This window comes from Rubrivirga sp., from assembly GCF_965213695.1.
In the GTDB taxonomy this organism is placed as follows: Bacteria; Bacteroidota; Rhodothermia; order Rhodothermales; family Rubricoccaceae; genus Rubrivirga.
The window spans coordinates 3,615,934-3,638,583 of the sequence record NZ_OZ243912.1; the positions used below are offsets into that span (position 1 = coordinate 3,615,934).

The window sequence follows — 22,650 nt, forward strand, 5'->3', positions numbered from 1 at the left end:
GTGAGTTGGGCCCCGTGGGGATGCTAGTCCGTCCGTGGACTCGGTCGCGTGGGCAGGAACTGCCCATATTCCGAGGCCACGCGCTCCGGCCCCTCTTCGGCCACGACCAGGGGCACGTGCTCCTCGACATCCCCGGCGCGGCCCCGATCGTCACCGACGGCCTCGACCCCGGCTCGCTCGACACGTACGTCCGCGACTACGCCGAGCGAGACCCGTCCGCCGAGCTACCGGACGGCTAGCCGAGCCGGACGGTCGCCGTGTGCTCGGCGCCGTCGGAGACGAGCGGGATCCGGGCCTCCCCGTCCTCGACCTCGGCGGCGGCGCCGTCGGCCTCGGCCGAGGTCGCGCCGCCCGGCCCGTCTCGGACGACGCGGATGACGTAGACCGTTCCCCGGGCGTCGGTCCGGTAGCGGATCGTGTAGCCGTCCCAGTCGTCGGGCACGCGGGGTGTGAGGCACAGGGCCTCGGCCTCGCGGCGGAGCCCGAGCACGCTCTCGACCGACACGCGCCACATCCACCCGGCCGAGCCCGTGTACCACGTCCACCCGCCGCGCCCGACGTGGGGCTCGACCGAGTACACGTCGGCGGCGACGGCGAACGGCTCGGTCATGTAGCGGTCGGCCGCGGCCGGCGTCCGGGCGTGGTTGACGGGCAGGATCATCCGCAGGAGCTCGGCCGCGCGGTCGTGGCGGCCGGCCTCGGCGAACGCCCTCACGGCCCACAGGACGCCGTGCGTGTACTGGCCCCCGTTCTCGCGCACGCCCGGGAGGTAGCCCTTGATGTAGCCCGGGTCGTGGTCGGTCACGTCGAACGCCGGCGTCAACAGGCGGATGATCCCGGCCCGCTCGTCGACCAAGTGCTGATCGACCGAGTCGAGCACGGACTCGGCGCGATCCGGCGGGGCCACGCCCGACAAGATGGACCAGCCCTGGGCGATGGCGTCGATCCGGCACTCGTCGTTCTGGGCCGAGCCGAGCGGCGTCCCGTCGTCGTAGAACGCGCGGCGGTACCACCGGCCGTCCCACCCGTCGGCGTTGAGCGCCCTCACCAAGTCGGCGCGGTAGGCCCGGTAGCGCTCGGCCCGCTGGCGGTCGCCGCGTCCCTCGGCAATGGGGATGAACCGCTGGAGGATGTGGGCGAGGAAGAACCCGAGCCAGACCGACTCGCCCTCGCCCTCATTCCCGACCCGGTTCATCCCGTCGTTCCAGTCGCCCGAGCCCATGAGCGGGATCCCGTGGCGGCCCTTGGTGAGCGAGATGTCGATGGCGCGGGCGGCGTGCTCGTACACCGAGCCGGTCTCGCCGGACGGTTGGGGGACCATGAACACCTCGTCCTCGCCGGGCGCGAGCGCCCTCGCGGTCAGGAACGGGGCCTCCTCGTCGAGCATCGTCTCGTCGCCCGTGGTCGTCAGCGCGAACGCGACGGCGTAGGGGAGCCACAGCAGGTCGTCGGAAAAGCGAGTGCGGATGCCGGCGCCGGTGATCGGGTGCCACCAGTGGAGGACGTCGCCCTCCTCGAACTGGTGGGCCGCGTTCTTCAGGATCTGGGCCCGCGTGAGGTCGGGCCGGGTGTAGACGAGCGCCAGGCTGTCCTGGAGCTGGTCGCGGAACCCGTAGGCCCCGCCGCTCTGGTAGAACGCCGAGCGGCCCCACAGCCGGCACGACAGGTTCTGGTACAGCAGCCACCCGTTGACGAGCACGTCGAGGTCGGGGGCCGGCGTCTCGACCTGGACGGCGCCCAGCGTCTCCTCCCAGAACGCCATGACCTCGGCCAAGGCGAGGTCGGCCGCCTCGACCGTCCCGTACCGGTCGACGAGCGTGCGGACGTCGGCGACGGTCTTGGCCTGGCCGAGCAGGAACACGACCTCGCGCGTCTCGCCCGGGCCGAGCGCGAGCGGCACGTGGACCGCCGCGCACGGGTCGAGGTCGGTCTCGAGCCGGCCGTCGAGCGGGCCGCCCGCGACGACGGCGTCGGGCACCGAGGCGTGGCCGTTCCGCCCCAGGAACGCCGCCCGCCGCGCCGAGACCGACGCGACCTCGGCCCCGACGACGGCGACGAACGCGCGCCGCCCGCCGAACGTCTGGTTGTACGGGTTGTGGGCCAAGAGCGCGCCCGAGTCGAGGTCGCGCTCGACGATCACGTAGGGCGCGTTCGGCTCGCGCCGCTCGCCCAGCACGAGCTCGGCGTAGCGGTACAGCGACAGCCGCCGGGGGCTCCCGGACGTGTTCGTGATCCGCAGGCGGACCAGCTTGACGGGGTCGCGGCGGGGGACGAACGCCGTCGTCTCGGTCGCCAGGCCGCCCCACGCCGTCGTCCAGGTCGTCCGGCCCCAGGCGTGGCGGGTCTCGTAGGGCGCCGGCGCCGGGGCTGGGCGCGGCGTCGGCGTCCAGAAGACGCCCGTGTCGTCGTCGCGGAGGTAGATCGACTCGCCGGCCGGGTCGGTGACGGGGTCGTTGGACCAGGGCGTGAGCTTGTTCTGCTGCGAGTTGCGGGCCCAGGTGTAGCCCTCGCCGCTCTCGGTCGCCGTGAACCCGGCGGCCCGGTTGGCGACCACGTTGATCCAAGGGAGCGGGGTCCGGTCGTCGGCCTTCCCGCCCTGCTGGCGGACGACGTAGGCGCGGCCGTCGTCGGTGAACCCGCCGTAGCCGTTGTCGAACTGGAGCCGCTCGTAGGGCTTCTCGGGGGCTTTGGGCTCGATCCCGGCGTCCGTCAGCCGGCCGACCGCGTCGGGGTGGGCCGCCGGGAGCGCGGCGGTCCGCGCGGGGGTGGCCCCGTCGCCGGCCCCGTCGCCGGCGATGTGAGCGTCGAGGGCCGCGTCGATCTCGTCCCGCTCGGCCATCGCCTCGGCCTCGCCGACCGTGGGGCCCAGCAGCTCCGGGACCTCGCCGTGGAGCACGACGCGGGCGGCGGTCAGGAACAGGGTGAGGTCCTCGTCCGGCATCCCGTCGGACCGGCGGACGAACACGCCGCCGCGCTGGCCCAGGAGCGCCCGCTGGGGCGATCCCTCGACGGCCTGCGTCAGCGCCTCCTGCAAGCTGTCGGCGTAGCTCGGTGGGTGGTCGTTGAGCACGACGAGGTCGACTTCGAGGCCACGGCGGCGCCAGAAGGCGTGCATCTTCAAGAGCAGGCGGAACGCCTCGAGCTGGTCCATCGACGACGTCCGGTAGAGCAGGACCGGCAGGTCGCCCGAGACGCCGTAGGCCCAGAGCCCCGACTGCGGCCGCGTGTTCCGCTGGCGGACGTGGGGCGGCGCGGCGAGCCGGGGGTCGCCGTAGAGCAGGCGGCTCGCGAGCTCCTGGGCTTCGAGGGCTTGCTCCCCGGTCAGGCCGAGGTGGCCGAGCTCGACGAGCCCGTACGTCGAGGCGAGCTCGAAGGCGCGCTGGGCGGCGTCGGGGTGGTCGTAGCGCTCGGCCAGCCGCTCGGCCTCCTCGCGCGACTCGGCGACGGCGAGCGAGAACACGACCTGGGCGCTCTGCTTCGGCTGCAGCGTGACCACGCGGCGGAGCGAGACGACGGGGTCGAGGACGGCCCCGGCCGAGCGCGACAGCCGGGCGCCGGGCGCGAGCGCGGCCGGCGCGTCGAGCGTCCGCCCCCGCCCGACGAACCGCATCCGGTCGGTCTCGTACTGCAACGGCGAGATGGCCGAGCGGTCCGCCCGCGCCAGCCCCTTGTCGGCGACGGCGTGGACGAGCCACCGGCGGACGTCGTCCTCGGCGCGGGGCCGGCGCGTCGCGATGAGCGCGTTGTTCTTGGGGATGTACTCGGTCTCGACGAACAGCTTCGAGAACGCGGGGTGGCCCAAGTCGCCGGCCGGCGGCTGGAGCACGACCTCGGCGTAGCTCGTGAGCTCGATGGTGCGCGGCCGGTCGGCGTAGTTCGTGATGGTCACGCGGCGGACCTCGACGTCGTCCTCGGGCGAGACGACGGCCTCGGTGAACGTCTCGATCCAGTCGTCGACGCGCGCCGTCTCGACCTTGTTGAGGTGGACCCAGACGTCGTAGCGGTCGGGCGCGGCGGCCGAGGTCACGGGCTGCTCGGCGCTCGACCAGTACCGCCCGGTCTCGACGTCGCGGACGTAGACGAAGAACCCGTCGGCGTCGCGCGTCCGGTCGCCGTGCCACCGCGTGAGCGCGACGTCGTTGAACCGGGAGTAGCCCGTGCCGGACGTCGTCAGGAACGCCGAGTAGCGGCCGTTCGACAAGAGCGCGCCACGCGGTGTCACGCCGTCGGTGCTGGCGCGGCCGAAGTGCTCGACGCGGGCCTCGACCGGCGCGATCTCGACCGGCTCGACCTCGGCCTCGTCGAGCGGGTGCGGGTCGACCTTCTCGACGACCGTCGGGACCCGCTCCTGCAACAGGATCTCGACCGAGCGGACGAGCGGGTCTCGGTGGAACCGCTCCTGGAAGCGCCCGCCGTCGAGGGCGTTCGCGACGGCCAAGAGCCCCATCCCCTGGTGGTGGGCCATGTACGACCGGACGACCGAGACGCCGTCGTCCTCGGCGTTCGATACCCGGCCCGGCGTGTAGTCGAGGGCCTCGTAGTAGCCGTACTCCCCGAACGCGCCGGCCGCGTCCAGCTTGGTCAGGTTCGACAACGCCCGCTCGGGGCGGATCAAGAGCGCCAGCAGCGTCGAGTACGGCGAGACCACGTAGTCCTCGCCCAGCCCACGCTTGAGGCCGAGGTACGGCACGCCGAACGCCCGGTACTGGTACGTCAGGTGGAGGTCGAGCAGCGCGTAGCCGCTCTCGGAGATCCCCCACGGGCGGTCCTTCGAGCGGCCGTAGATCCGCTGGAGCGAGACGGCGTTGTAGCAGGCGTCGTAGAGCAACGTCCGCTCGTAGAGCCGGGTGTAGATCGCAGGCATGAGGTACTCGAACATGGTCCCGCTCCACGACAGCAGCGCGCGCCGGGCCCGCGTGACGCGCGTGGGGCGGCTAAGGTGGAACCAGTGCTCAGGCGGCGCTTCGCCCTTGGCGATGGCCAGGAGCGACGCCAGCCGGGCCTCAGACGCGAGCAGGTCGTAGGTGAACGAGTCCTGGCGGGCCATCCCGGCGTCGTAGCCGATCCGGAAAAGCTGGCGCTCGGCGTCGTAGAGCGGCCGGAAGTCCATCTCGCTGACCATCACGTCGGCGCGGTCGGCGAGGTCGCGGGCGGCGTCGAAAAGAGCGGCGACGGCGGCGCGGGACTCTTCGAGCGCGGCGCGGACGGGCCCGTCGAGGGCGCCGTCGGCGAGGGCGAGGGCGACGCGGTGCGCCAGGCCGCCCAGCGTCGTCGCGGCGTCGAGGTCGGCGAGGTCGTCCGGCAACGCCACGCCGTCGCGGAGCCAGGGGGCGACGGCCTCGATCTCGGTGACGACCATCTGGGTCTGGGCGGCCAGCTCGGCGGCCCGGTCGCGCGTCTCCTCGGGGTCGTCGGCGACGGCGGCGGCCAGGGTCAGGGCGGCTCGGTCGAGGGCGACGATCCGGGCGTGCCACCCGGCGACCCCGCGCGGCGCCCGCTCGGCCAGGACCCGGCCGACCGCGTCGTGCGCGTCGCGGGCCGGGCCGGTCACGGCGGGGACCTCAGCGAGCGTGTCGCGGAACCCGTCGAGCACCCGGGCGCCGGGCCACTTCGCGTCGGCCGTTTCGAGGACGCCCTGCTTGAGCGTCAGGAGGGCGCCGGCCAGGTTGCCCGAGTCGACCGTCGAAACGTAGCGCGGGGCCATCACGTCGCCGGTCTCCGTCGAGTACCAGTTGTAGAGGTGGCCGCGGTAGCACTCCAGCGCCTCCACCGACGCCATCATCTTCTCGAGCCGGGCCAGCTCTTCCCGGCGTCCCAGGTAGCCGAGGTCGCGGGCGGCCTGGACGGCGTTGAGCGCCAGCCCGATGTTCGTGGGCGACGTCCGCCGGGCGAGCCCCTGGGCGGGCTGGACCTGCAAGTTGTCCGGCGGGAGCCAGCGGTCGCGCTCGGTCAGGATCTCGTCGAAGAACCGCCACGTCCGCCGGGCGACGGTCCGCAAGCGGAGGCGGTCCTCGTCGGTCAGGCGGTAGTCGTCGCGCTCGATGTCGCGGCTGACGGCCCGGGCGATCCAGGGCGCCGCGATCCAGGCCGCCGCGAACGGCAGCGCCGTGATCCAGGCGATGGGCTCGGTGAACGTGACCGACGCCAGCACGATGAGCCCCCACCCGACCGACGCCCACATCGACCGGGGCACGTCGCGCGTCGACTCCTCGGCCTGCTGGGCCGTCGTCCACTCCAGCAGGTTCTGTTTCGAGACGGCCATCCGCCACAGCGTCCGCCCGATGGCGTCGAGCATCACGACCGACTGGTGGGCGAGGAAGGCGACCGACAGCCCGATCTGGCGGGCGTGCATCTGGACGTCGGCCCAGACGATCCGGAGCCAGCTCGACGTGACGGTGTCGGGCGGCTGGAACAGGAAGCCGTGGGCGGCCGGCGCGTAGATCGGGAACGCGAGCACGAACAGCGCGATGAGCGTCCAGACGAACGGCGAGCCCGGAAGGACGGTCCACGCCAGCAGCAGGAAGATCAGCAGCGCCGGCGGCGTCAGGCTCCGGCGGAGGTTGTCGAACAGCTTCCACCGGCCGACGACCGACAGCGGGTTCTTCCGCCGGGCCCCACGCGCGTCGCGGACGCGCGGCATCAGCCAGCCCAGCAACTGCCAGTCGCCCCGGACCCAGCGGTGCTGGCGGAGCGCGAACGAGGCGTAGCGCGAGGGGAAGTCGTCGAACACCTCGACGCCGGTCGCCAGCGCGGCCCGGGCGTGGTTCCCCTCCAGCAGGTCGTGCGACAAGACGGTGTTCTCGGGCAAGGCCCCACCGAGGGTGTGGCGGAAGGCGTCGACGTCGTAGAGCCCCTTGCCGGTGTAGATCCCCTCGCCGAACAGGTCCATGTAGGCGTCCGACACGGCCGTCGTGTACGGGTCGACGCCCGGCCGGCCGGCGTAGACGCGCGAGAACAGGGTCTGGCGCCCGCTCTCGGGCGAGATCGAGACGCGCGGCTGGAGCACGCCGTAGCCCCGGGTCACGCGGCCCTTCTCGGGCGACGACCGGGGCCGGTTGAGCGGGTGCGCCGCCGTCGCCACGAGCGCGCGCGCGCCGTCGGGCGTCGTCCGCGTGTCGGCGTCGAGCGTGAGCACGTAGCGGACGGCGTCGCCGGCGGTCGCCGTCCGGAAATCGCCCTCGACGACGGTGTAGCTGGTCTCGGCGTCGGGGTCGCGGAGCAGGTCGTTGAACTCTTCGAGCTTGCCGCGCTTGCGCTCCCAGCCCATCCAGACGCCCTGCGCGGGGTTCCACAGCCGCTCGCGGTGGAGCAGGAAAAAGCGGTCGCCCGGGGCCCCGTCGCCCTGCGCCCTCGCCGCGTGCGAGCGCTCGTTGAGCCGGCGGATCGCGTCGCGCGCGGCTTGGACGGTGGCTTGGTCGCCCGGCATGGACTGTTCGGGCGCGTCGGCCCAGTCGGTCAGGAGCGCGTAGCGGAGCGCGGCGTCCGGGTTGGCGAGGGCGTGGACCTCGAGCCGCTCGGCCATCTCGCGCGCGTGCTCGGGCGACGTGATGAGCGTCGGGATCACGACGAACGTCCGGTGCTCGGCCGGGACGCCGTCGTCGAAGGCGAGCCGGGGGAGGTGGCGCGGCGGGAGGAACCGGACCACGTTCCAGTTGACGAACGTGACGGCGAAGTCCAAGACGGGCAGGAACGCCGCGGCGACGGTCAGCGCGAGCCAGCCGGCGTCCGCCCCGCCCGCGTCGGCCACGAGCACGGCGGCGAGCAAGCCGAGGGCCGTGACCAGCGCGATGCTGCCGAGGTAGACGAACGTCGGGTGCCGCTCGGCGAACCAGTAGAGCCGGCGGCTGGGCCGGGCGTGGTACCCGGCCGACTTCCCCAGCGTCCGGACCCCGGGCCCGACGAGCCAGTGGCCCACGTGGTCGGCCGTGTCGGCGTCGGGCCCGGCCGCGTTGGGCGTCGGCGAGTCGGCGTCGTCGGGCCGGGCGGCGCGGGCGTCGGCGGCCTCTCGGGCGAGGTCGAGCGCCCGCTCGGCGACGCCGAACTCGGTCTCGCGCGAGCGCCGGGCGATCCGCTCGGTGACGTGGCGGTAGCGGTCTCGCGTGGCCTCGTCCATCTGGGCGTAGACGCCGGCCGGGTCGTCACGGAGCGTCTGCTCGACGGCCGAGAGCCCCTCGACGAAGGCGGTCCAGTCGGCGGCGGCGGCGGCGCGGAGGGCGAGGACGGCGTTCGCAATGGACCCCTGCCACTGGGTCTCGCGCTGGGTCTCGATCCGCTCGACGTCGTCGAGGGTGAGCCGGCGGGCGCGGAGGCGGTGCTCGAGCCATTCGAGGGCGGTCGCCGAGCCGCCGCGCGCCTGCAAGCCGGACGCGAGCGCGAGCGCGAACGGGCCCGAGATCGGGGCCTGCTCCCGAGCGACGGCCGCCAGGTCGGTCGCGACGTCGGCGGGGTCGTCGCGGGCGGCAAGCGTCTCGGCCCAGCCGGCGGCGGCGACGCGGTCGGCGCGGGCCTCGCGGAGCGGGCGGGCGAGCGCGGCGACGCGCTGGGCCAGCACCACGCGGAGCAAGATGGGGAGCGCCCACAGCTCGGCCAGCGTCAGGAGCTCGACCTCCTGGTAGCCGGCCACGAAGTCGCGGAGGTGGCCCGGGTCGACGGCGTTGTCGGTGTGCTCGGCGAGGTTCTCGAGGAGCTCGTAGATCCGGGGGAGGCCCTGGTACGGCCCGGCCGTCAGCTTGGGCAGGACGCGGTAGTAGGCCCGCGGGAGCGCGGCCTCGGCCTCCCTCGCCTGGTCGCGGACGATGTGGTAGTTGTCGAGGAGCCACTCGGCCGCCGGCGTCAGCGTCTCGCCGGCTCGGCCGGCCGCCGCCAGCGTCCGATACGCGCCCGTGAGGTCGCCCAGCGCCTCGCGCAGCAGCGGGCGGAGCGGCCGGCCCCGCGCGGGCTCCGTCTCGACGGCCTGGGTCCGCGCCAGCCGGCGCGCGTGCTCGGCGAGGTGGACCGGCTTGAACAGGCTCTCGACGGTCGATCCGGGCACGGGTAGCGGAAGTGGAGGCAGGATGAATCTAGACCCTGCTCAGCCCCTTCCGGCCCGACGCGGAAAATCGGGGACGGGGGACGGGGGACGGGGGACGGGGGACGGGGGACGGGGGACGGGGGACGGGGGACGGGGGACGGGGGACGGGGGACGGGAAGGTGGCCGTCGCCGGAGCCGACCGCAAGTGACGAGGCCACGGGTTGCCCGGAGCTTTTCCACGTTCCGCCCTCACTCCTCCAGCCATCCGCCCTCGAAGCCGCAGCGGCGGAGGCCGGCGACGAGGGGGCCGCACGACCGCATCAGGTCCCAGATCTGGCCCGACCGGTGGTTCTCGACCGCCAGCACGATGGGGCCCTGGTTCAGCGCGTAGTGGTGGATGGAGATCCACCCGAGGTCCTCGTCGCCGTCGGGGAACGTCGGGTTGTAAGACGCCTCGAACCCGAATGCGTCCGACCGTCCCTTGTGGCTCGCCGCCAGCGCGTCGAGGCACTCCAAGACGGCGTCGGGCGCGAACGGCAAGCTGGCGATCGCGGCCCACGGCGCCAGCGTCCCGTCGTCCGGCCCGAAGGGGACGCCGCGGGCGCGGTAGCTCCAGAACCGGCGCTCGCGCCCGCCGACCGTGTGGACGGCCGGCCCGGGCCCGTCGCTCGCCGTGATGCCCCACGAGGTCGGGCCGTAGCCGGCGAACCCGCGCGGGTTGCGGACGGCGTACTCGCGCTGGACGAGCGTCGCCCGCCGGCTGTTCTCGAAGTAGTCGACGGGCTCGCCCAACTCGTCCGACTTCCGGCGCATGGCCCGGTCGCGGATCCCGCGGAAGTCGATCCACAGGTGCGAGAACTGGTGGATAAAGAGGGGCCCGGCGTAGAGGTAGTCGTGGCCGTAGATCCGCTTCCAGCGGTACGGCCGGGTCGAGGCCTCGAACGCGCTCGGCGAGACCGGGTGCGTCGGCGAGCCGGCGGCCAGGGCGTAGAGGACGAGGGCCTCGGTGTAGCCCTCCCAGCGGGAACGCAAGAAGCCGCGCTCGGGCGTCCACCCCATCGAGACCGTCTCACCGCCGTCGAGGGCCCAGTCCCACTCGACGGCGCGGTAGAGCGCGTCGGCGCCGTCGCGGATCTCGGCCTCGGCCGGGTCGTCCTCGTCGAAGAACGCGGCGGCGCAGAGCAGGCCGGCCATCAGGATCGCCGTGTCGATGGTCGAGAGCTCGCTGCCCCACGCCCGCCGGCCGTCGACCATCCCCAAGAAGTGGTAGAAGAACCCCCGGTGGCCGGCGCCGTCCTCGGCCCCGTCCTGGGGCGCGTCGAGGAAAAAGCGGACGGCGGCCAAGGCGACCTCGCGGGCCGCCGGCCGCCGGACCCACCCGCGCGCGACGGCGACCGGCAGCGCCGACAGCCCGAACCCGACGGCCGCGATCGACGCCGGGCTGTCCGGGGCCGTGCTGTCGACGACGAGCCCGTTGGCCCAGTTCGTCTCGCGCGCGAAGTAGTCGAACGAGGCGTGGTGGACGGCGGCGAGGAGGTCGGAGGTCTCGGACATCGGGCGTGAGCGGGCGAGCGCCAGGGAACGGGCGGAACGCGGTTCGGGTCCGGTAGTGCTTCGTCACGAGGAGCTTGCAGAGGCTTCGGCGCGCTCTGGATGCGTGATGCGTGATCCTCCCCGATGAGAGTCACGCATCACGGATCACGCATCCTCACTCTGGGCCCTGCCGGGATCGTTTCGTCGCGGCACTAGGCGGGAACCGGGCCGGAGGGGTACGGTATTCGTCGCAACAACTAAACATCCCGATGTCCCTCCTCTCCCCCTTCGCCCTCGGCCCGCTCTTGTTGCCCAACCGGGTCGTCCTGGCCCCGCTCACGCGGAGCCGCCACGCGGGCCAGGTCCCGACCGACCTCGCGCCGACGTACTACGCCCAGCGCGCTGGGGCCGGCCTCCTGATCGCCGAGGCCACGCAGGTGTCGCCGCGCGGCCAGGGCTACCCCGACACGCCCGGCATCTACACCGACGAGCAGGTGGAGGCGTGGCGAGGCGTCACCGACCTGGTCCACGCCGTCGGCGGGCGGATCGCGCTCCAGCTGTGGCACGTCGGCCGGGTGTCGCACTCGTCGTACCACGGCGGGGCGCGGCCCGTCGCGCCCTCGGCCATCGCGGCGACGGGGAAGGCGATGACGCCGGACTTCCAGATGGTCGACTTCGAGACGCCCCACGCGCTCACCGCCGACGAGATCGCCGAGACCGTCGGCCAGTTCCGGCACGGCGCGCGGCTGGCGCGGCAGGCCGGGTTCGACGCCGTCGAGATCCACGGGGCCAACGGCTACCTCGTCGAGCAGTTCTTGTCGTCGGGCTCGAACCGGCGGACCGACGCTTACGGCGGCCCGGTCGAGCACCGGCTCCGGTTCCTGCACGAGGTAACCGAGGCCGTGCTCGAGGAGTGGCCGGCCGACCGCGTTGGCGCGCGGTTGTCGTTCGGGGCCGGCGCGAACGGCGTCCGGGACGACGACCCGACCGAGACCTTCGGAGCAGCGGCCGAGATGCTATCCGACGCCGGGCTGGCCTACCTCCACGGCATCCGCCCGAACGCGCAGATGGGGACCACCGGCGGGCTCGACGGGCTCGATGCGATCCGGCTCTTGCGCGACCACTTCGGCGGGGCCGTCATCGCGAACGCCGGCTTCGACCGAGAGCAGGGCGAGGCCATCGTCGACGCGGGCGCGGCCGATCTGGTGGCCTACGGCCGCCCGTTCTTGGCCAACCCGGACCTCCCCATCCGCTTCGCGGCCCAGGCCGCCGGGCTCGACGCGCCGCTCAACGAGCCCGATCCGGCCACGTTCTACGGCGGCGGCGCCGAGGGCTACACCGACTACCCGATCTGGGACGGCCGGCCCGCGGAGGCGGCGGACGCCCGGCAGGCGGCGTAAGCTGGCGGCCCCCGCTCGCGTCGGCCCGACGCCGTCTTTCCCCCAGGGCAACCGCACCCTCGGCATTCGACCATCCCTCCCCCCATGTCATCCTGAGCGAATGCGAAGAGCCTGGCCCCGCGGAGGCGGGGGATCTCGACGCGGACGTCCAGCCCCTGGGGAGCGGTGCCGATGGGCGGAGCGGATCGCGCTGAGATCCTTCGCTCCGTCAGGATGACAAGTCGGGGGAGGTTGTGATCGTCTTTCTTCCCTCCCCGCTCGTGCGCCTGCTCCCGCTCGCCCTGCTCTTCGCCCTCGCCGCCTGCGCCGCCGACCCGGAGCCCACGTCGGCGGAGCCGGACGCGGCCCCGGACACCGACGTCGCCCAGCCGGCCGTGGCGGTCTCGGCGGAGGCCGCCGCCAACCACGCGCTCGGCGTCGGAGACCGGGCACCGGACTTCGAGCTGCCTGACGCGATGGGGCAGACAGTCCGCTTGCAGGACCTCTTGGTCGACGGGCCCGTCGTGCTCACGTTCTACCGCGGCGCGTGGTGCCCGTACTGCAACACGCAGCTCCGGGACTACCAGGACGCCCTGGCCCAGGTCGAGGCGACGGGCGCCCGGCTGGTCGCCGTCTCGCCCCAGTCGCCCGACAGCTCGATGTCGATGGCCGAGCGGAACGACCTCGCCTACCCCGTCCTCTCCGACGCCGGCGGCGAGATCTCGAGCGCCTACGGCCTGCTCTTCCAAGTCGACGACGAGACGCGAGCGCGCTACCACGCCGTCGGCGTCGACCTCGAACGCTACGCCGGGGCCGCGCCGGGGACCGACGCCGCGTGGGCCTTGCCCGTCCCGGCCACCTACGTGATCGACCGGAGCGGGACCATCCGCGCCGCCTTCGTCGAGGCCGACTACACCCAGCGGGCGTCGCCGCGCCAGATCTTGGACGCGCTCGGCGAGGTGGGGTGACACCGTGCCCTGCTGATGTGCCCCCGTTTGGACCTGAGGGGAGTGGGGCGTCTGGGGGTGTAGGAGGGGACGCCCCGTCCTCCCGGAGTTGGGATCATCCACACCACACCACACGCCATGATCCGCGCCCTCGTCGCCGCCGTCCTCCTCGTCGCCGGGTGCGGGCCCGACCGCGCCGCACCGTCCGACCGCGCCATCTCCGCGCGCGTGGCCGAGGCCGAGGCGCGGCTCGCGGAGACCGAGGGCGGACGCCTCGTGGCCCAGGCCATCGAGGCGCACGGCGGCCTGGCGACGTGGTACCGGGCCGGCCCGCTCCGCTACCGCTACACCTACACGCGCCTCGACAGCACCGGCGCCCCGGCCGGCGACGCTATCGACACGCGCCAGCTGGTCGACCCGTGGTCGGCGCGGGCCGTCCACACACTCGCGGCCGACTCGTCGGTGTCGTTCGGGTGGACGGGGGCCGAGGCGTGGGTCCGCCCGGCAGGCGCGGAGCTGGCGACGAACGCCCGGTTCTGGTCGCTCACGCCGTACTACTTCGTCGCCATCCCGTTCGTGTTCGCCGACCCGGGTGTCCGGCTGGCCGTCGCCGCGCCCGACACCGTCGAGGGGCGTCCGGTCGACGTCGTCCGAGCCACGTTCGAGCCCGGCACGGGCGACGCGCCGGACGACTACTACGACCTTTTGCTCGACCCCGCGACGCACCGCGTCCGTGGCATCCGCTACGTCGTCTCGTACGCCGCCTTCAACCCCGACGGCGGCCACACGCCGGAGACCCTGATGCTGTACGACGGCGAGCAGACGGTCGGTGGGGTGACGGTCCAGCAGGGCTTCCGCTCGTTCGCGTCGGCCACGGGCCAGCCCAAGGCGCGGGGGACGCTGACGGAGCTGGCCACGGCGCCCGACACGCCGGCCGCCGCGTTCGCCGTCCCCGCCGGTGCCGAGGTCCAGGACAGGCTGTAGCTACAGCCGCTGCTCGGCGCTCGACGCCCGCCGCACGGTCCCGCCGACGACCAGCCCGGCCGCGATCAGCACGATGTTCTTGACGATGTACTGGCCCTCCAGCGTCAGCGCGAACAGGTCCAGCGGCGACCCGAGCGGCCACGTCGAAAAGCACACCTCGGGCAGGACGACGAACGGCAGGAACGTGCCGGGCATCTGGAGCGCCAGCAGCAGCAGCGCGCCCCGCGCGAGGGGCCGGACCAGCAGCATCGCGCCGATCAGGATCTCCCACACTGCCAGCACGGGATAGAACACGTCGGGGTCGACGAACGGGACGGTCGCCTTGACGAGCGCCTCGGCCGGGCTCAGGCCGGGCACCAGCTTCAGCGCCCCGAACCACACGAACACGACGCCAATCGCGTAGCGAAGAAGACGGACGCCGTGGCGGCGCATGAACCGGGCGACCCGGTCGTCGAGGCGGTCGAGGGACGGGTGCGGGAGGCGGGCGAGGTCGGTCATGGCGGCGACGGTGGACCGTCCGGCAACGTGTGCGCCCAGCGCGTGCCGCCAACGGCCGGTGAAGAGGCGGGGGACGGCGTGCGAACCCTGCCCGCTCCGGGCAGAGACGGTCGGCGTGTGGGCCGATTTGTGCCACGCAGACGGCCGTGCAGACCGGTATTCTCTCGGCCCACCGACCTGCGGATCCGTGCGCGCCCTCGCCCTCGTCGTCCTCCTCCCCGTCGTCGCCGTGGCCCAGCCCGCCGCTCCTCGGCCCGGGACGATGGGCGCAGCCAAAGCCGTCGCCCTCTCGACGGTGCCGACGGCGGCCTCGCTCGCCGTCGGCTACCTCTTGGTCGAGCGGAACGACGACGGCGCGAGCCTGGGCGGGAGCCTGGGCGCGGTCCTGATCGTGGGCGGCGTCGCGATGGGCCCGTCGGCGGGCAACCTCGTCCTGGGCGAGTGGACCGACGCCGCGACCGGGGCCGGCCTCCGCCTGGTCGGTAGCGCGCTCCTCGTCGGGGCGCTCGTCAGCAGCGCGTTCGCGAGCGAGGGCCCGTCGGAGTTGGCGGTGGCCGCGGGCGCCGGGGGTGGTCTGATGATCGTCGGCGGGGCGGTCTACGACGTGGTCACGGCCGGCGTCAACGCCGGCGCGCGGCAGGGCATCCGGGTCGGACCCGGAGGCGCAGGCTTGTCGCTGACGGTCGGGCTGTAGGGCGGCGACCCGACAGAGGGGACTGGTCCGTCCGCACCATGTCCGCGACCGCGCGCTGGCGGACGTTGCGCCCGCCCCACCCCCGGCGTTCCATGCGTGTCGCTCTCCTCCTCGGCGCCGCCCTCGTGGCCTCGGCTGCCTCCAGCCAACCCGTCTCGGGCCTGCCCGCGTCTCGGCCCCCCACCGAGGCGCCGTCCCCGCCCACGACCGAGCCCCTCCAGACGTCGGCGGCCGGGGCCTATCTCGCCTCGGCCGGGGCGACGGCCGGCTCCCTCGCGCTCGGGTTCGCGCTCTACCACGTGCTCCCGGCGAGCGACCCGGAGAGCGACGCGCCGTCCCCGCGCGCGGTCGGCGTAGCAGTCATGGCCGGCGGTGCGCTCCTCGGGCCGTCGGTGGGCAACCTCGTGCTCGGTGCGGGCACGGACGTCCAACGAGCCACGCGGATCAAGATGGCCGGCCTGGCGGCCGGAGCGGTGATCGCGCTGGGCTCGACCGTGGTCATCGCCGGGTGCTTCGGGGGCTCCGCCTGCGCGCCGACGGTCGAGACCATCGTGTACGTGGGGGCTGGGGTGGCCGCCGTTGGCGTCGTGGCTGGGACGGTCTACGACCTCGCCACGATTCCCCGCAACGCGGCCCTCGCGCAGGCCCACCGCGAGGGCCGCCGGACGGTTTCCCTCCGCCCCGGCGGCGTCGGGCTGGCGCTGAGCGTCGGGCTGTAGCGCACCGCTAACGCGGGCGCTCGGCGCGGGGTGGCCGACCGGTCTTTCGACCGCCGCCGCGGTAAGTTGGCACGCCGCCGTCCTCCCCCCGACGTGATCCGCCGCCAGCGGGCCATCGACCTGCTCCTCCAGCTCGCCGTCGTCGTGGCCGGCGTCACGATCTCGCTCGGGCTCGACGAGTGGCGGAGCCACCGGGCCGACGTGGCGGAGGCCGAGCAGCTCGCGCAGCGGCTCCGGGCCGACCTCGTGCTCGACCTCGAAGCCCTCGACGTCAGCACCGACCGGATCGGTCGGATGGCCGCCGCCTACGAGCGGCTCCTCGCCCCCGACGCCGCGTCGCTCCCCGACGACTCCCTCGACGTCTACGTCGACTACGCCGTCTCGTACGTCCTCTTCCCGCCCAACGACGAGGCGTACGAGGGGATGCGCCAGACCGGCACCTCGGCCCTGCTCGACGCCGACCTCCGGGCCGACGTCATCCGCCTCTACACACAGACGTACGGGCGGACGGCCGAGTGGGACGACATCAACCGCGGGTTCGTGCTCGAACGCATGATCCCCTACCTCGAGGCGAACGCGCCCGAGACCTCGGCGCGGATCGAGGGGGCGACGTGGATCGGCCTGTCGACGGCGTTCCGCGCGCTCCAGGACGACGTCCACTTCCGCAACCTGCTGCGCACGAACCTGCTGTTCAAACAAGTCCAGCGGACCGTCTACGACTCGACGACGGCCGCCGTCCGGCGCCTGGCGCCCCAGCTCGCGGAGTAGCCTACCCCTCGTACTCGCCCCAGACCTCGCGCAGGCGCCCGGCGACCTCGCCGACCGTCGCTTGGGCCTCGACGGCCTCGAGCACGTGGGGGACCACGTTCTCGTCGCCGCGCGCCGCACGCTCGACGGAGTCCATCGCCGTGGCCCACCGCCCGGCGTCGCGGGACTGTCGCAGCGCCTGGACGCGGGCCACTTGCTCCTCGCGGACCGCGTCCGACACCCGGAGCAGCTCGACCTCGGCCTCGTCGCCCTCCGCCTGGAAGCGGTTGACCCCGACGACGACCTGCTCGCCGGACTCGATCTCGCGCTGGGCCCGGTACGCCGACTGCGCGATGCGGTCCTGGTAGAACCCGTCCTCGATGGCGGCGACGGCCCCGCCGAGCGCGTCGACCTCCGCGATGAGCGCCCGCGCCGCCGCCTCGATGTCGGCCGTCAGCCGCTCCACGAGGTACGAGCCCGCGAGCGGGTCGACGGACTCCGTGACGCCGCTCTCGTAGCCCGATCACCTGCTGCGTGCGGAGCGCCAACGTCGCCGCGGCCTCGGTCGGCAGCGCGAGCGCCTCGTCGAACCCGTTCGTGTGGAGCGACTGCGTCCCGCCCAGGACGGCCGCCAGCGCCTGGAGCGTCACGCGCGGGACGTTGACGAGCGGCTGCTGGGCCGCCAGCGTCGAGCCCGCGGTCTGGGTGTGGAACCGCAGCATCATCGCCTTCGGGTCGGTCGCGCCGAACCGGTCGCGCATGATCTCGGCCCACAGCCGGCGCGCGGCGCGGAACTTGGCGACCTCCTCGAAGAGGTCGTTGTGGGCGTTGAAGAAAAAAGAAAGCCTCCTTCCAAAGGTGTCCACGTCGAGCCCGGCGTCGAGCGCGGCCCGGACGTAGGCGATGCCGTCGGCGAGCGTGAACGCGAGCTCCTCGACGGCCGTGGCGCCGGCCTCGCGGATGTGGTAGCCCGAGATCGAGATCGTATTCCAGCGCGGCACTTCCTCGGCGCACCACGCGAACGTGTCGGTGATAAAGCGCATCGACGGGCGCGGCGGGTAGATGTAGGTCCCCCGCGCGGCGTACTCCTTGAGGATGTCGTTCTGGATGGTCCCCCCCAGCGTCTTCGGGTCCGCCCCCTGCTCCTTGGCGACCGCGACGTACAGCGCCAGGAGAATCGGCGCCGTCGCGTTGATCGTCATCGAGGTGGTCACGTCGGCGAGCGGGATCCCGTCGAACAGCTGGCGCATGTCCTCGATCGACGCGATGCTCACGCCGACCTTGCCGACCTCGCCCTCGGCGACGGGGTCGTCGGGGTCGTAGCCGATCTGGGTCGGCAGGTCGAAGGCGACGCTCAGCCCGCGGGCGCCGGCCGCGAGCAGGGCGTGGTACCGCTCGTTCGACGCTTGGGCCGTCGAGAAGCCGGCGTACTGGCGCATGGTCCAGAGCCGCTGGCGGTACATCTCGGGGTAGACGCCCCGCGTGAACGGGAACTGGCCGGGCTCGCCGAGCCGGTCCGCCAGGTCGGCGGGCAGGTCGGCGGCGGTGGCCGCGGCGGGGACGGCGAGGCCGGACGAGGTCTCGGCGGGCGGGGTCTCGGTCATGCCGCTCTCAGATGCTGTTTGGGACGAGGAGATCAGGTCCCCTCTCCACCCCTCGGGGGGAGAGGGTGAGGGTGAGGGGGGCGGTCGGGACGAGCAGTGGAGCCGTTGCCGCACCTCCGGCCCCTCACCCTGTCCCTCTCCCAGAAGGAGAGGGGACGTCGTAGGCCGCTTTGGATAGACCCCCAAACAGCCTCTCAACGCCCGACGCGCGCCCGGGTGCCGGGGCGGGGACGGTGGCCGTCGCCGGGACCCGCCGCGAGCGACGAGGCCACGAGTTGCCCGGAGCGTTCCCACGACGCCAGCCCCCTCATCCCTCGTCCCTCGCGCAGGCGTCGGAGCACGACGGCGGGCGTGGGCATCAGGCCCCCTCGTTCTGCGGCGCGTACTTGCTCCCGCGCAGGACCTCGACGTTCTGGAGGTAGACGATCACCGAGTGGTGGGCGAAGTACCGCTCGGCCACGTGCGCCGCGATCCGGTCGGCCACGGCCGCCGGCACGATGGCCTCGATCTTGACGCTCGGCCCGCCCCGTGCCGCCCGGACGCCCCGGGACCCCTCGCCCTGGACGTCGGAGATCGTGTGGCCCGTCGCCCCCAGCGTGTGGACGGCGTCGAGGAGCCGGTCGCGGATGGCCCGCTCGGCGATGATCGTGACGAGCCGGTGGGGGACGGTCTGCATGCTCAGCGGTACGGGGTACGAAGTACAGGGTACGGCGGGGCCTCTCGGCTGCGGGCGCGGTACCTCGTACCAAGTACCCCGTACCCGCGCGGCGCCGGCCGCGCGTCAGCCCAGCCACTCCGCCATCGCGAGGTAGATCGGGATGCCGAGCGTGAGGTTGAACGGGAAGGTGATGCCGAGCGAGGCCGTGAGGTAGTACGCCGGGTTGGCCTCGGGGAGCCCGACCCGGATGGCCGCCGGCGCCGCGATGTACGACGCGCTCGACACCATCGCCCCGAGCACGGCCGCCCCGCCCACCGACAGCCCGACCTGCCCGCCCACCCAGACGCCCAGCGCGCCGTGGACGACGGGCATCAAGATGCCGAACGCGACCAGAAACGGTCCGACGGCTTTGAGGTCGCGCAGGCGCCGGGCCGCCGTCATCCCCATGTCGAGCAGGAACAGGACGAGCGCGCCCTGGAAGCCGGCCACGAAGAACGGCGCGACCGTCGCCGTCCCGTCCTCGCCCGCGACCCACCCGATGGCCATCCCACCGACGAGCAGCACGATGCTCCGGCCTGTGACCACCTCGCGCAACGCCTCGCGCCACGACCCCGCGTGGTCGCCGCGCGCGTACGCGATCATCAGCCCGACGATGATGGCCGGCACCTCGAGCACCGCCACCAACGCCGGCATGAACCCCTCCGAGGGCGTCCCCGCGAACGCGGCCACCGACTGGGCGGCGATGAACGTGACCGCCGAGACCGAGCCGTAGTGGGCCGCCAGCGCCGCCGCGTTCGTCCGGTCCATCCGGCCGATCCGGCGAAGCACGGCGTAGGCCGTCAACGGGGTCAACACGCCGAGCGCGAACGTGCCGAGCACGGGCCCGGCGACCTCGGCCAGCGGCGTCTTGCTCAGCGCGACGCCGCCCTTGAGCCCGATCGCCAGCAGGAGGTAGATCGAGAGCGCCTGGTACAGCGGCTCTGGGATCTCGAGGTCGCTCTTGAGGGCGACGGCGAGCGCGCCGAGCACGAACGCCAGCACGACCGGGGAGAGCAGGCTTGCGAGCAGGATCTCGAGCATGGACCGGGGGGCGCGCGCCCGAAGCTACCGTGCGCGCGCCGACCCGGCGGCCGGGCCTACTCGCCCTGGGCCAGCGAGTACGCCCGCTCGCCGTCGAACGTGTACAGGTTCTCCGTCTTGATCACGTCGAACCCGGCCTCGACCAGCCGCCCCTGGAGCGCGACGACCTGGCCCGCCTCGACCGCGTCGCCGGTCGCCACGAAGCGGCAGCGCCAGTGGTCGGTCCAGAACGTCTCCGGGAGGCCCTCCGGGTACACCTTGACGCCGCGGTTCGTGATCAGCTTGAGGCGGAGCCCGTCGCCGTCGCGCTGGCGGAGCGCGTCGCCGAGGGTGTCGGGCTGACGGCCGTCTTGGTCCCAGTCCAGGAAGACGTCGACGCCGACCAACGCCTTCTCGGCGCGCGGCGTGGGGCGGACGGCGACCGAGACCTCGGCGTCGGTGTAGTGGGCCGCCGGCAGCGTGGCCGGCGTCTCGCCCAACCGCTCGATGACCGCGTCGGCGAACTCGGACGTCGAGACCGTGCGCGTGCTCTTGTCGCCGGTGATGTCGCCCGTGTGGACGCCGGCCTCGAGTGTCGCCAGCCAGGCGTTCTCGATGGTCTCCGCCAGCCGGTCGAGGTTGAGGTGGTCGAGCATCATGATGGCCCCACGCAACAGGCCCGACGGGTTGGCGATCCCCTGCCCCGCGATGTCGGGCGCGCTCCCGTGGACGGCCTCGAACATGGCGATGTCGGTGCCCACGTTCGCCGACCCCGCCAGCCCGACCGAGCCCGACGCCTCGGCGGCGATGTCGGAGATGATGTCGCCGTAGAGGTTCGGCGCCACGATCACGTCGAACGTGTCGGGCTTCGCCCCGACGAGCGCCGCGCCGATGTCGATGATCCGATGCTCGGCCTCGATCTCGGAATACTCCGCCGCGATCTCGTCGAACACGCGGTGGAAGAGCCCGTCGGTCAGCTTCATGATGTTGTCCTTCGTCATGCACGTCACCTTGCGGCGGCCGTGCGCCCGGGCGTACTCGAAGGCGTAGCGGACGATGGCCTCCGAGCCCGGCCGCGTGATGAGCTTGAGCGTCTGCGTGACCTCGGTCGTCTGGCGGTGCTCGATGCCGGCGTAGGTGTCCTCCTCGTTCTCCCGGATGATGACCAGGTCCATGTCCGGGTGCGGCGAGGCCACGTACGGGGCGTAGCTCCGCACCGGGCGGACGTTCGCGAACATGCCCAGCGACTTCCGCAGCGTCACGTTGAGGCTCTTGTAACCGCCGCCCTGGGGCGTCGTGATGGGCGCCTTGAGCAGGATGCGGTGCCGGCGGATGGTGTCCCACGACGCGGGCGCGATGCCCGACGTGTGGCCGCTCCGGTAGACCGCCTCGCCGACCTCGACCGTCTCGGTGCGGAGCGGCGCCCCAGCCGCCTCCAGGATCCGCAGGGTGGCGTCCATGATCTCCGGCCCGATCCCGTCGCCGTGGGCGACGGCGACGGTCGTGGTCGCGGTCGAGTCGGGAGCGTCGGCGGCGGAGCGGTCGGCGGGGGCGTCGGTCATCAGGCGGAGGGGTCGGGGGTGGAGGGGCGCGGGCCCCGTCTACGCCGCTCGGCCGCTGCGGAGCCGGGCCGTCCGCGAAACCCTCCCGAAGCCGACGGACCAACGCGGCCGGCGGTCAGAACGCGAACTGGCCCTGGACCACGACCAGGTGGGCGGGAGCGCCGGCCACGTCGCGCCAGGCGTAGGCGGCCGTCAGCCGGGCCGTCCGGTAGCGCTCGCCGAGCGCCGCGCTCGGGCTGTAGCTCGCGCCGGCCGTGAGGTAGGTCTCGGCCGGCCCGCCGGCCGGCCAGAACCGCTCGGCCCGCCCGAACGCCTCGCCGTGGCCCAGCACCCGGACCGCGCCCAGGCCCGACACGCCGAGCGCCGTCTGCGCCCCGACCCCGCCGGCCGACTCGTACCCGACGGCGAGGGCGTCGGCCTTGAACCGGACCGGCTGGCTCCCGGGCTCGGCGCCCCAGTACGCGAACGCCCCGCCCGTCACGTACGACCGCCGGACGTCGCCGACCGCCGTCCGCTCGTTGCCCCCCACGTTAACCCCGGCGAACGTCCCGACCTCGACGCCAGGCAGCGCCGGGGGCTCGTGACGGGCGGCCCCGCTCACGGCGATCCCCACCCGGTCGACGCCGGCCGTCACCGACGGCGACTCGATCCCCTCGCGGAAGTTGGCCTCCTCGCGCGTGAACACGCCCGACCCGTCGTGGACGAACAGCTCGAGGAACGTCGGGCCCGCGTCGTACCGGACGTCGACGCCGATGTCGCGGCCCGAGCCGCCCAGCGTCCCGTCGGCCCAGCGGCCGACGATGGCGGCCCGGTCGACGGCGTCGATCTCGCGGTGCGACGTGGCCACGGACCCCCGCGGCTGGGCCCCCGGCACGCGTCCGGCCCGGACCTGGAGCCGGTCCGTCACGAACACGACTCCGTACATGTCGACCGGCCGCACGTTGCCCGACGACCCGTCGATGTCGAACTCGAACCCGACTCGGTTTCGCCACGTCACACGCGACTCGAACCGGACGCGCCGGAGCCCGAACCCGAACCGCTCCCGCCCGTCTGCGCCGTCGTCCTCGGAGGCGACGGAGACGCGGGCTGGACGGTCCCGGCCAGGCGGACCGTCAGGCCCTCGGCGGTCTCGACCTCGACCTGGGCCACGACCGGGACCGCGACGAGAGCGGCGAGACAGACGGGCAGCAGTCGAACGAGCACGGGCGTCGCGGAGGCGGGTCCCGGAGTCTACCGAGGCCGCCGTCGAGCGGGCG

Annotated in this window: 15 protein-coding genes and 1 pseudogene; 7 read left to right on the top strand and 9 right to left on the bottom strand. The window is 73.5% G+C overall.

What is annotated here, in order from left to right:
• The first annotated feature begins 116 nt into the window (after nucleotides 1-116).
• Nucleotides 117-239: a hypothetical protein gene (locus ACOOHE_RS16120; RefSeq protein WP_420455105.1), complete on the top strand. Its 123-nt coding sequence runs from the start codon at nucleotides 117-119 to the stop codon at nucleotides 237-239.
• Here ACOOHE_RS16120 and ACOOHE_RS16125 read toward each other — a convergent pair.
• Together ACOOHE_RS16125 and ACOOHE_RS16130 are read right to left on the bottom strand one after the other, a co-directional pair.
• The gene (locus tag ACOOHE_RS16125; RefSeq protein ID WP_420455106.1) at nucleotides 236-9,031 is read right to left on the bottom strand and encodes a GH36-type glycosyl hydrolase domain-containing protein; all 8,796 of its coding nucleotides are present in this window, start codon (nucleotides 9,029-9,031) and stop codon (nucleotides 236-238) included. The two genes, ACOOHE_RS16120 and ACOOHE_RS16125, sit on opposite strands and share 4 nt — an antisense overlap.
• Nucleotides 9,032-9,259: 228 nt before the next feature.
• Nucleotides 9,260-10,564, bottom strand: a complete 1,305-nt coding sequence (locus tag ACOOHE_RS16130; RefSeq protein WP_420455107.1) for a glucoamylase family protein — start codon at nucleotides 10,562-10,564, stop codon at nucleotides 9,260-9,262.
• A 248-nt stretch (nucleotides 10,565-10,812) separates the two neighbouring features.
• Between ACOOHE_RS16130 and ACOOHE_RS16135 the strand changes: the two genes are divergently transcribed.
• The 3 genes from ACOOHE_RS16135 (at nucleotide 10,813) to ACOOHE_RS16145 (ending at nucleotide 13,853) form a co-directional block, all read left to right on the top strand.
• Complete coding sequence (locus tag ACOOHE_RS16135; RefSeq protein WP_420455108.1) at nucleotides 10,813-11,943, top strand: alkene reductase; 1,131 nt, start codon at nucleotides 10,813-10,815, stop codon at nucleotides 11,941-11,943.
• A 260-nt stretch (nucleotides 11,944-12,203) separates the two neighbouring features.
• On the top strand, nucleotides 12,204-12,890 hold the full coding sequence (locus ACOOHE_RS16140) for a peroxiredoxin-like family protein (protein ID WP_420455109.1): 687 nt from the start codon (nucleotides 12,204-12,206) through the stop codon (nucleotides 12,888-12,890).
• A gap of 117 nt (nucleotides 12,891-13,007) precedes the next feature.
• Entirely contained in the window at nucleotides 13,008-13,853 is an 846-nt protein-coding gene (locus ACOOHE_RS16145; protein ID WP_420455110.1) for a hypothetical protein, read from the top strand.
• On the opposite strand, the gene ACOOHE_RS16150 is transcribed toward ACOOHE_RS16145, so the two are convergent.
• Nucleotides 13,854-14,351 carry a hypothetical protein gene (locus ACOOHE_RS16150; protein ID WP_420455111.1) on the bottom strand — a complete coding sequence of 166 codons (498 nt, stop codon included), beginning with the start codon at nucleotides 14,349-14,351 and terminating at the stop codon, nucleotides 13,854-13,856.
• A gap of 187 nt (nucleotides 14,352-14,538) precedes the next feature.
• On the opposite strand from ACOOHE_RS16150, the gene ACOOHE_RS16155 reads away from it, so the two are divergent.
• The 3 genes from ACOOHE_RS16155 (at nucleotide 14,539) to ACOOHE_RS16165 (ending at nucleotide 16,532) form a co-directional block, all read left to right on the top strand.
• Entirely contained in the window at nucleotides 14,539-15,045 is a 507-nt protein-coding gene (locus tag ACOOHE_RS16155) for a hypothetical protein (RefSeq protein ID WP_420455112.1), read from the top strand.
• 92 nt (nucleotides 15,046-15,137) lie between these two features.
• Nucleotides 15,138-15,764 carry a hypothetical protein gene (locus tag ACOOHE_RS16160; protein WP_420455113.1) on the top strand — a complete coding sequence of 209 codons (627 nt, stop codon included), beginning with the start codon at nucleotides 15,138-15,140 and terminating at the stop codon, nucleotides 15,762-15,764.
• A gap of 93 nt (nucleotides 15,765-15,857) precedes the next feature.
• A complete protein-coding gene (locus ACOOHE_RS16165; protein WP_420455114.1) occupies nucleotides 15,858-16,532 on the top strand; it encodes a hypothetical protein in 675 nt (224 codons plus the stop codon).
• 1 nt (nucleotide 16,533) lies between these two features.
• Here ACOOHE_RS16165 and ACOOHE_RS16170 read toward each other — a convergent pair.
• The 6 genes and pseudogenes from ACOOHE_RS16170 to ACOOHE_RS16195 all read right to left on the bottom strand — a co-directional run bounded on the left by ACOOHE_RS16170 (nucleotide 16,534) and on the right by ACOOHE_RS16195 (nucleotide 22,597).
• Nucleotides 16,534-18,115, bottom strand: a pseudogene (locus ACOOHE_RS16170) (acyl-CoA mutase large subunit family protein).
• 358 nt (nucleotides 18,116-18,473) lie between these two features.
• A complete protein-coding gene (locus ACOOHE_RS16175) occupies nucleotides 18,474-18,791 on the bottom strand; it encodes a P-II family nitrogen regulator (RefSeq protein ID WP_420455115.1) in 318 nt (105 codons plus the stop codon).
• Between the two features lie 105 nt (nucleotides 18,792-18,896).
• Nucleotides 18,897-19,853: a sodium-dependent bicarbonate transport family permease gene (locus ACOOHE_RS16180; RefSeq protein WP_420455116.1), complete on the bottom strand. Its 957-nt coding sequence runs from the start codon at nucleotides 19,851-19,853 to the stop codon at nucleotides 18,897-18,899.
• Between the two features lie 56 nt (nucleotides 19,854-19,909).
• On the bottom strand, nucleotides 19,910-21,292 hold the full coding sequence (locus ACOOHE_RS16185; protein WP_420457636.1) for an NADP-dependent isocitrate dehydrogenase: 1,383 nt from the start codon (nucleotides 21,290-21,292) through the stop codon (nucleotides 19,910-19,912).
• Nucleotides 21,293-21,509: 217 nt separating this feature from the next.
• The gene (locus ACOOHE_RS16190; protein ID WP_420455117.1) at nucleotides 21,510-22,391 is read right to left on the bottom strand and encodes a hypothetical protein; all 882 of its coding nucleotides are present in this window, start codon (nucleotides 22,389-22,391) and stop codon (nucleotides 21,510-21,512) included.
• A complete protein-coding gene (locus tag ACOOHE_RS16195) occupies nucleotides 22,388-22,597 on the bottom strand; it encodes a hypothetical protein (protein WP_420455118.1) in 210 nt (69 codons plus the stop codon). Before ACOOHE_RS16195 ends, ACOOHE_RS16190 begins: the two co-directional genes overlap by 4 nt.
• Nucleotides 22,598-22,650: the final 53 nt, after the last annotated feature.

Bases quoted from the DNA above. Each gene is read 5' to 3' on its own strand.
- ACOOHE_RS16130 (WP_420455107.1), bottom strand. From the start codon at position 10,564: ATGTCCGAGACCTCCGACCTCCTCGCCGCCGTCCACCACGCCTCGTTC.
- ACOOHE_RS16135 (WP_420455108.1), top strand. From the start codon at position 10,813: ATGTCCCTCCTCTCCCCCTTCGCCCTCGGCCCGCTCTTGTTGCCCAAC.
- ACOOHE_RS16145 (WP_420455110.1), top strand. From the start codon at position 13,008: ATGATCCGCGCCCTCGTCGCCGCCGTCCTCCTCGTCGCCGGGTGCGGG.
- ACOOHE_RS16150 (WP_420455111.1), bottom strand. From the start codon at position 14,351: ATGACCGACCTCGCCCGCCTCCCGCACCCGTCCCTCGACCGCCTCGAC.
- ACOOHE_RS16160 (WP_420455113.1), top strand. From the start codon at position 15,138: ATGCGTGTCGCTCTCCTCCTCGGCGCCGCCCTCGTGGCCTCGGCTGCC.
- ACOOHE_RS16175 (WP_420455115.1), bottom strand. From the start codon at position 18,791: ATGCAGACCGTCCCCCACCGGCTCGTCACGATCATCGCCGAGCGGGCC.
- ACOOHE_RS16180 (WP_420455116.1), bottom strand. From the start codon at position 19,853: ATGCTCGAGATCCTGCTCGCAAGCCTGCTCTCCCCGGTCGTGCTGGCG.
- ACOOHE_RS16185 (WP_420457636.1), bottom strand. From the start codon at position 21,292: ATGGACGCCACCCTGCGGATCCTGGAGGCGGCTGGGGCGCCGCTCCGC.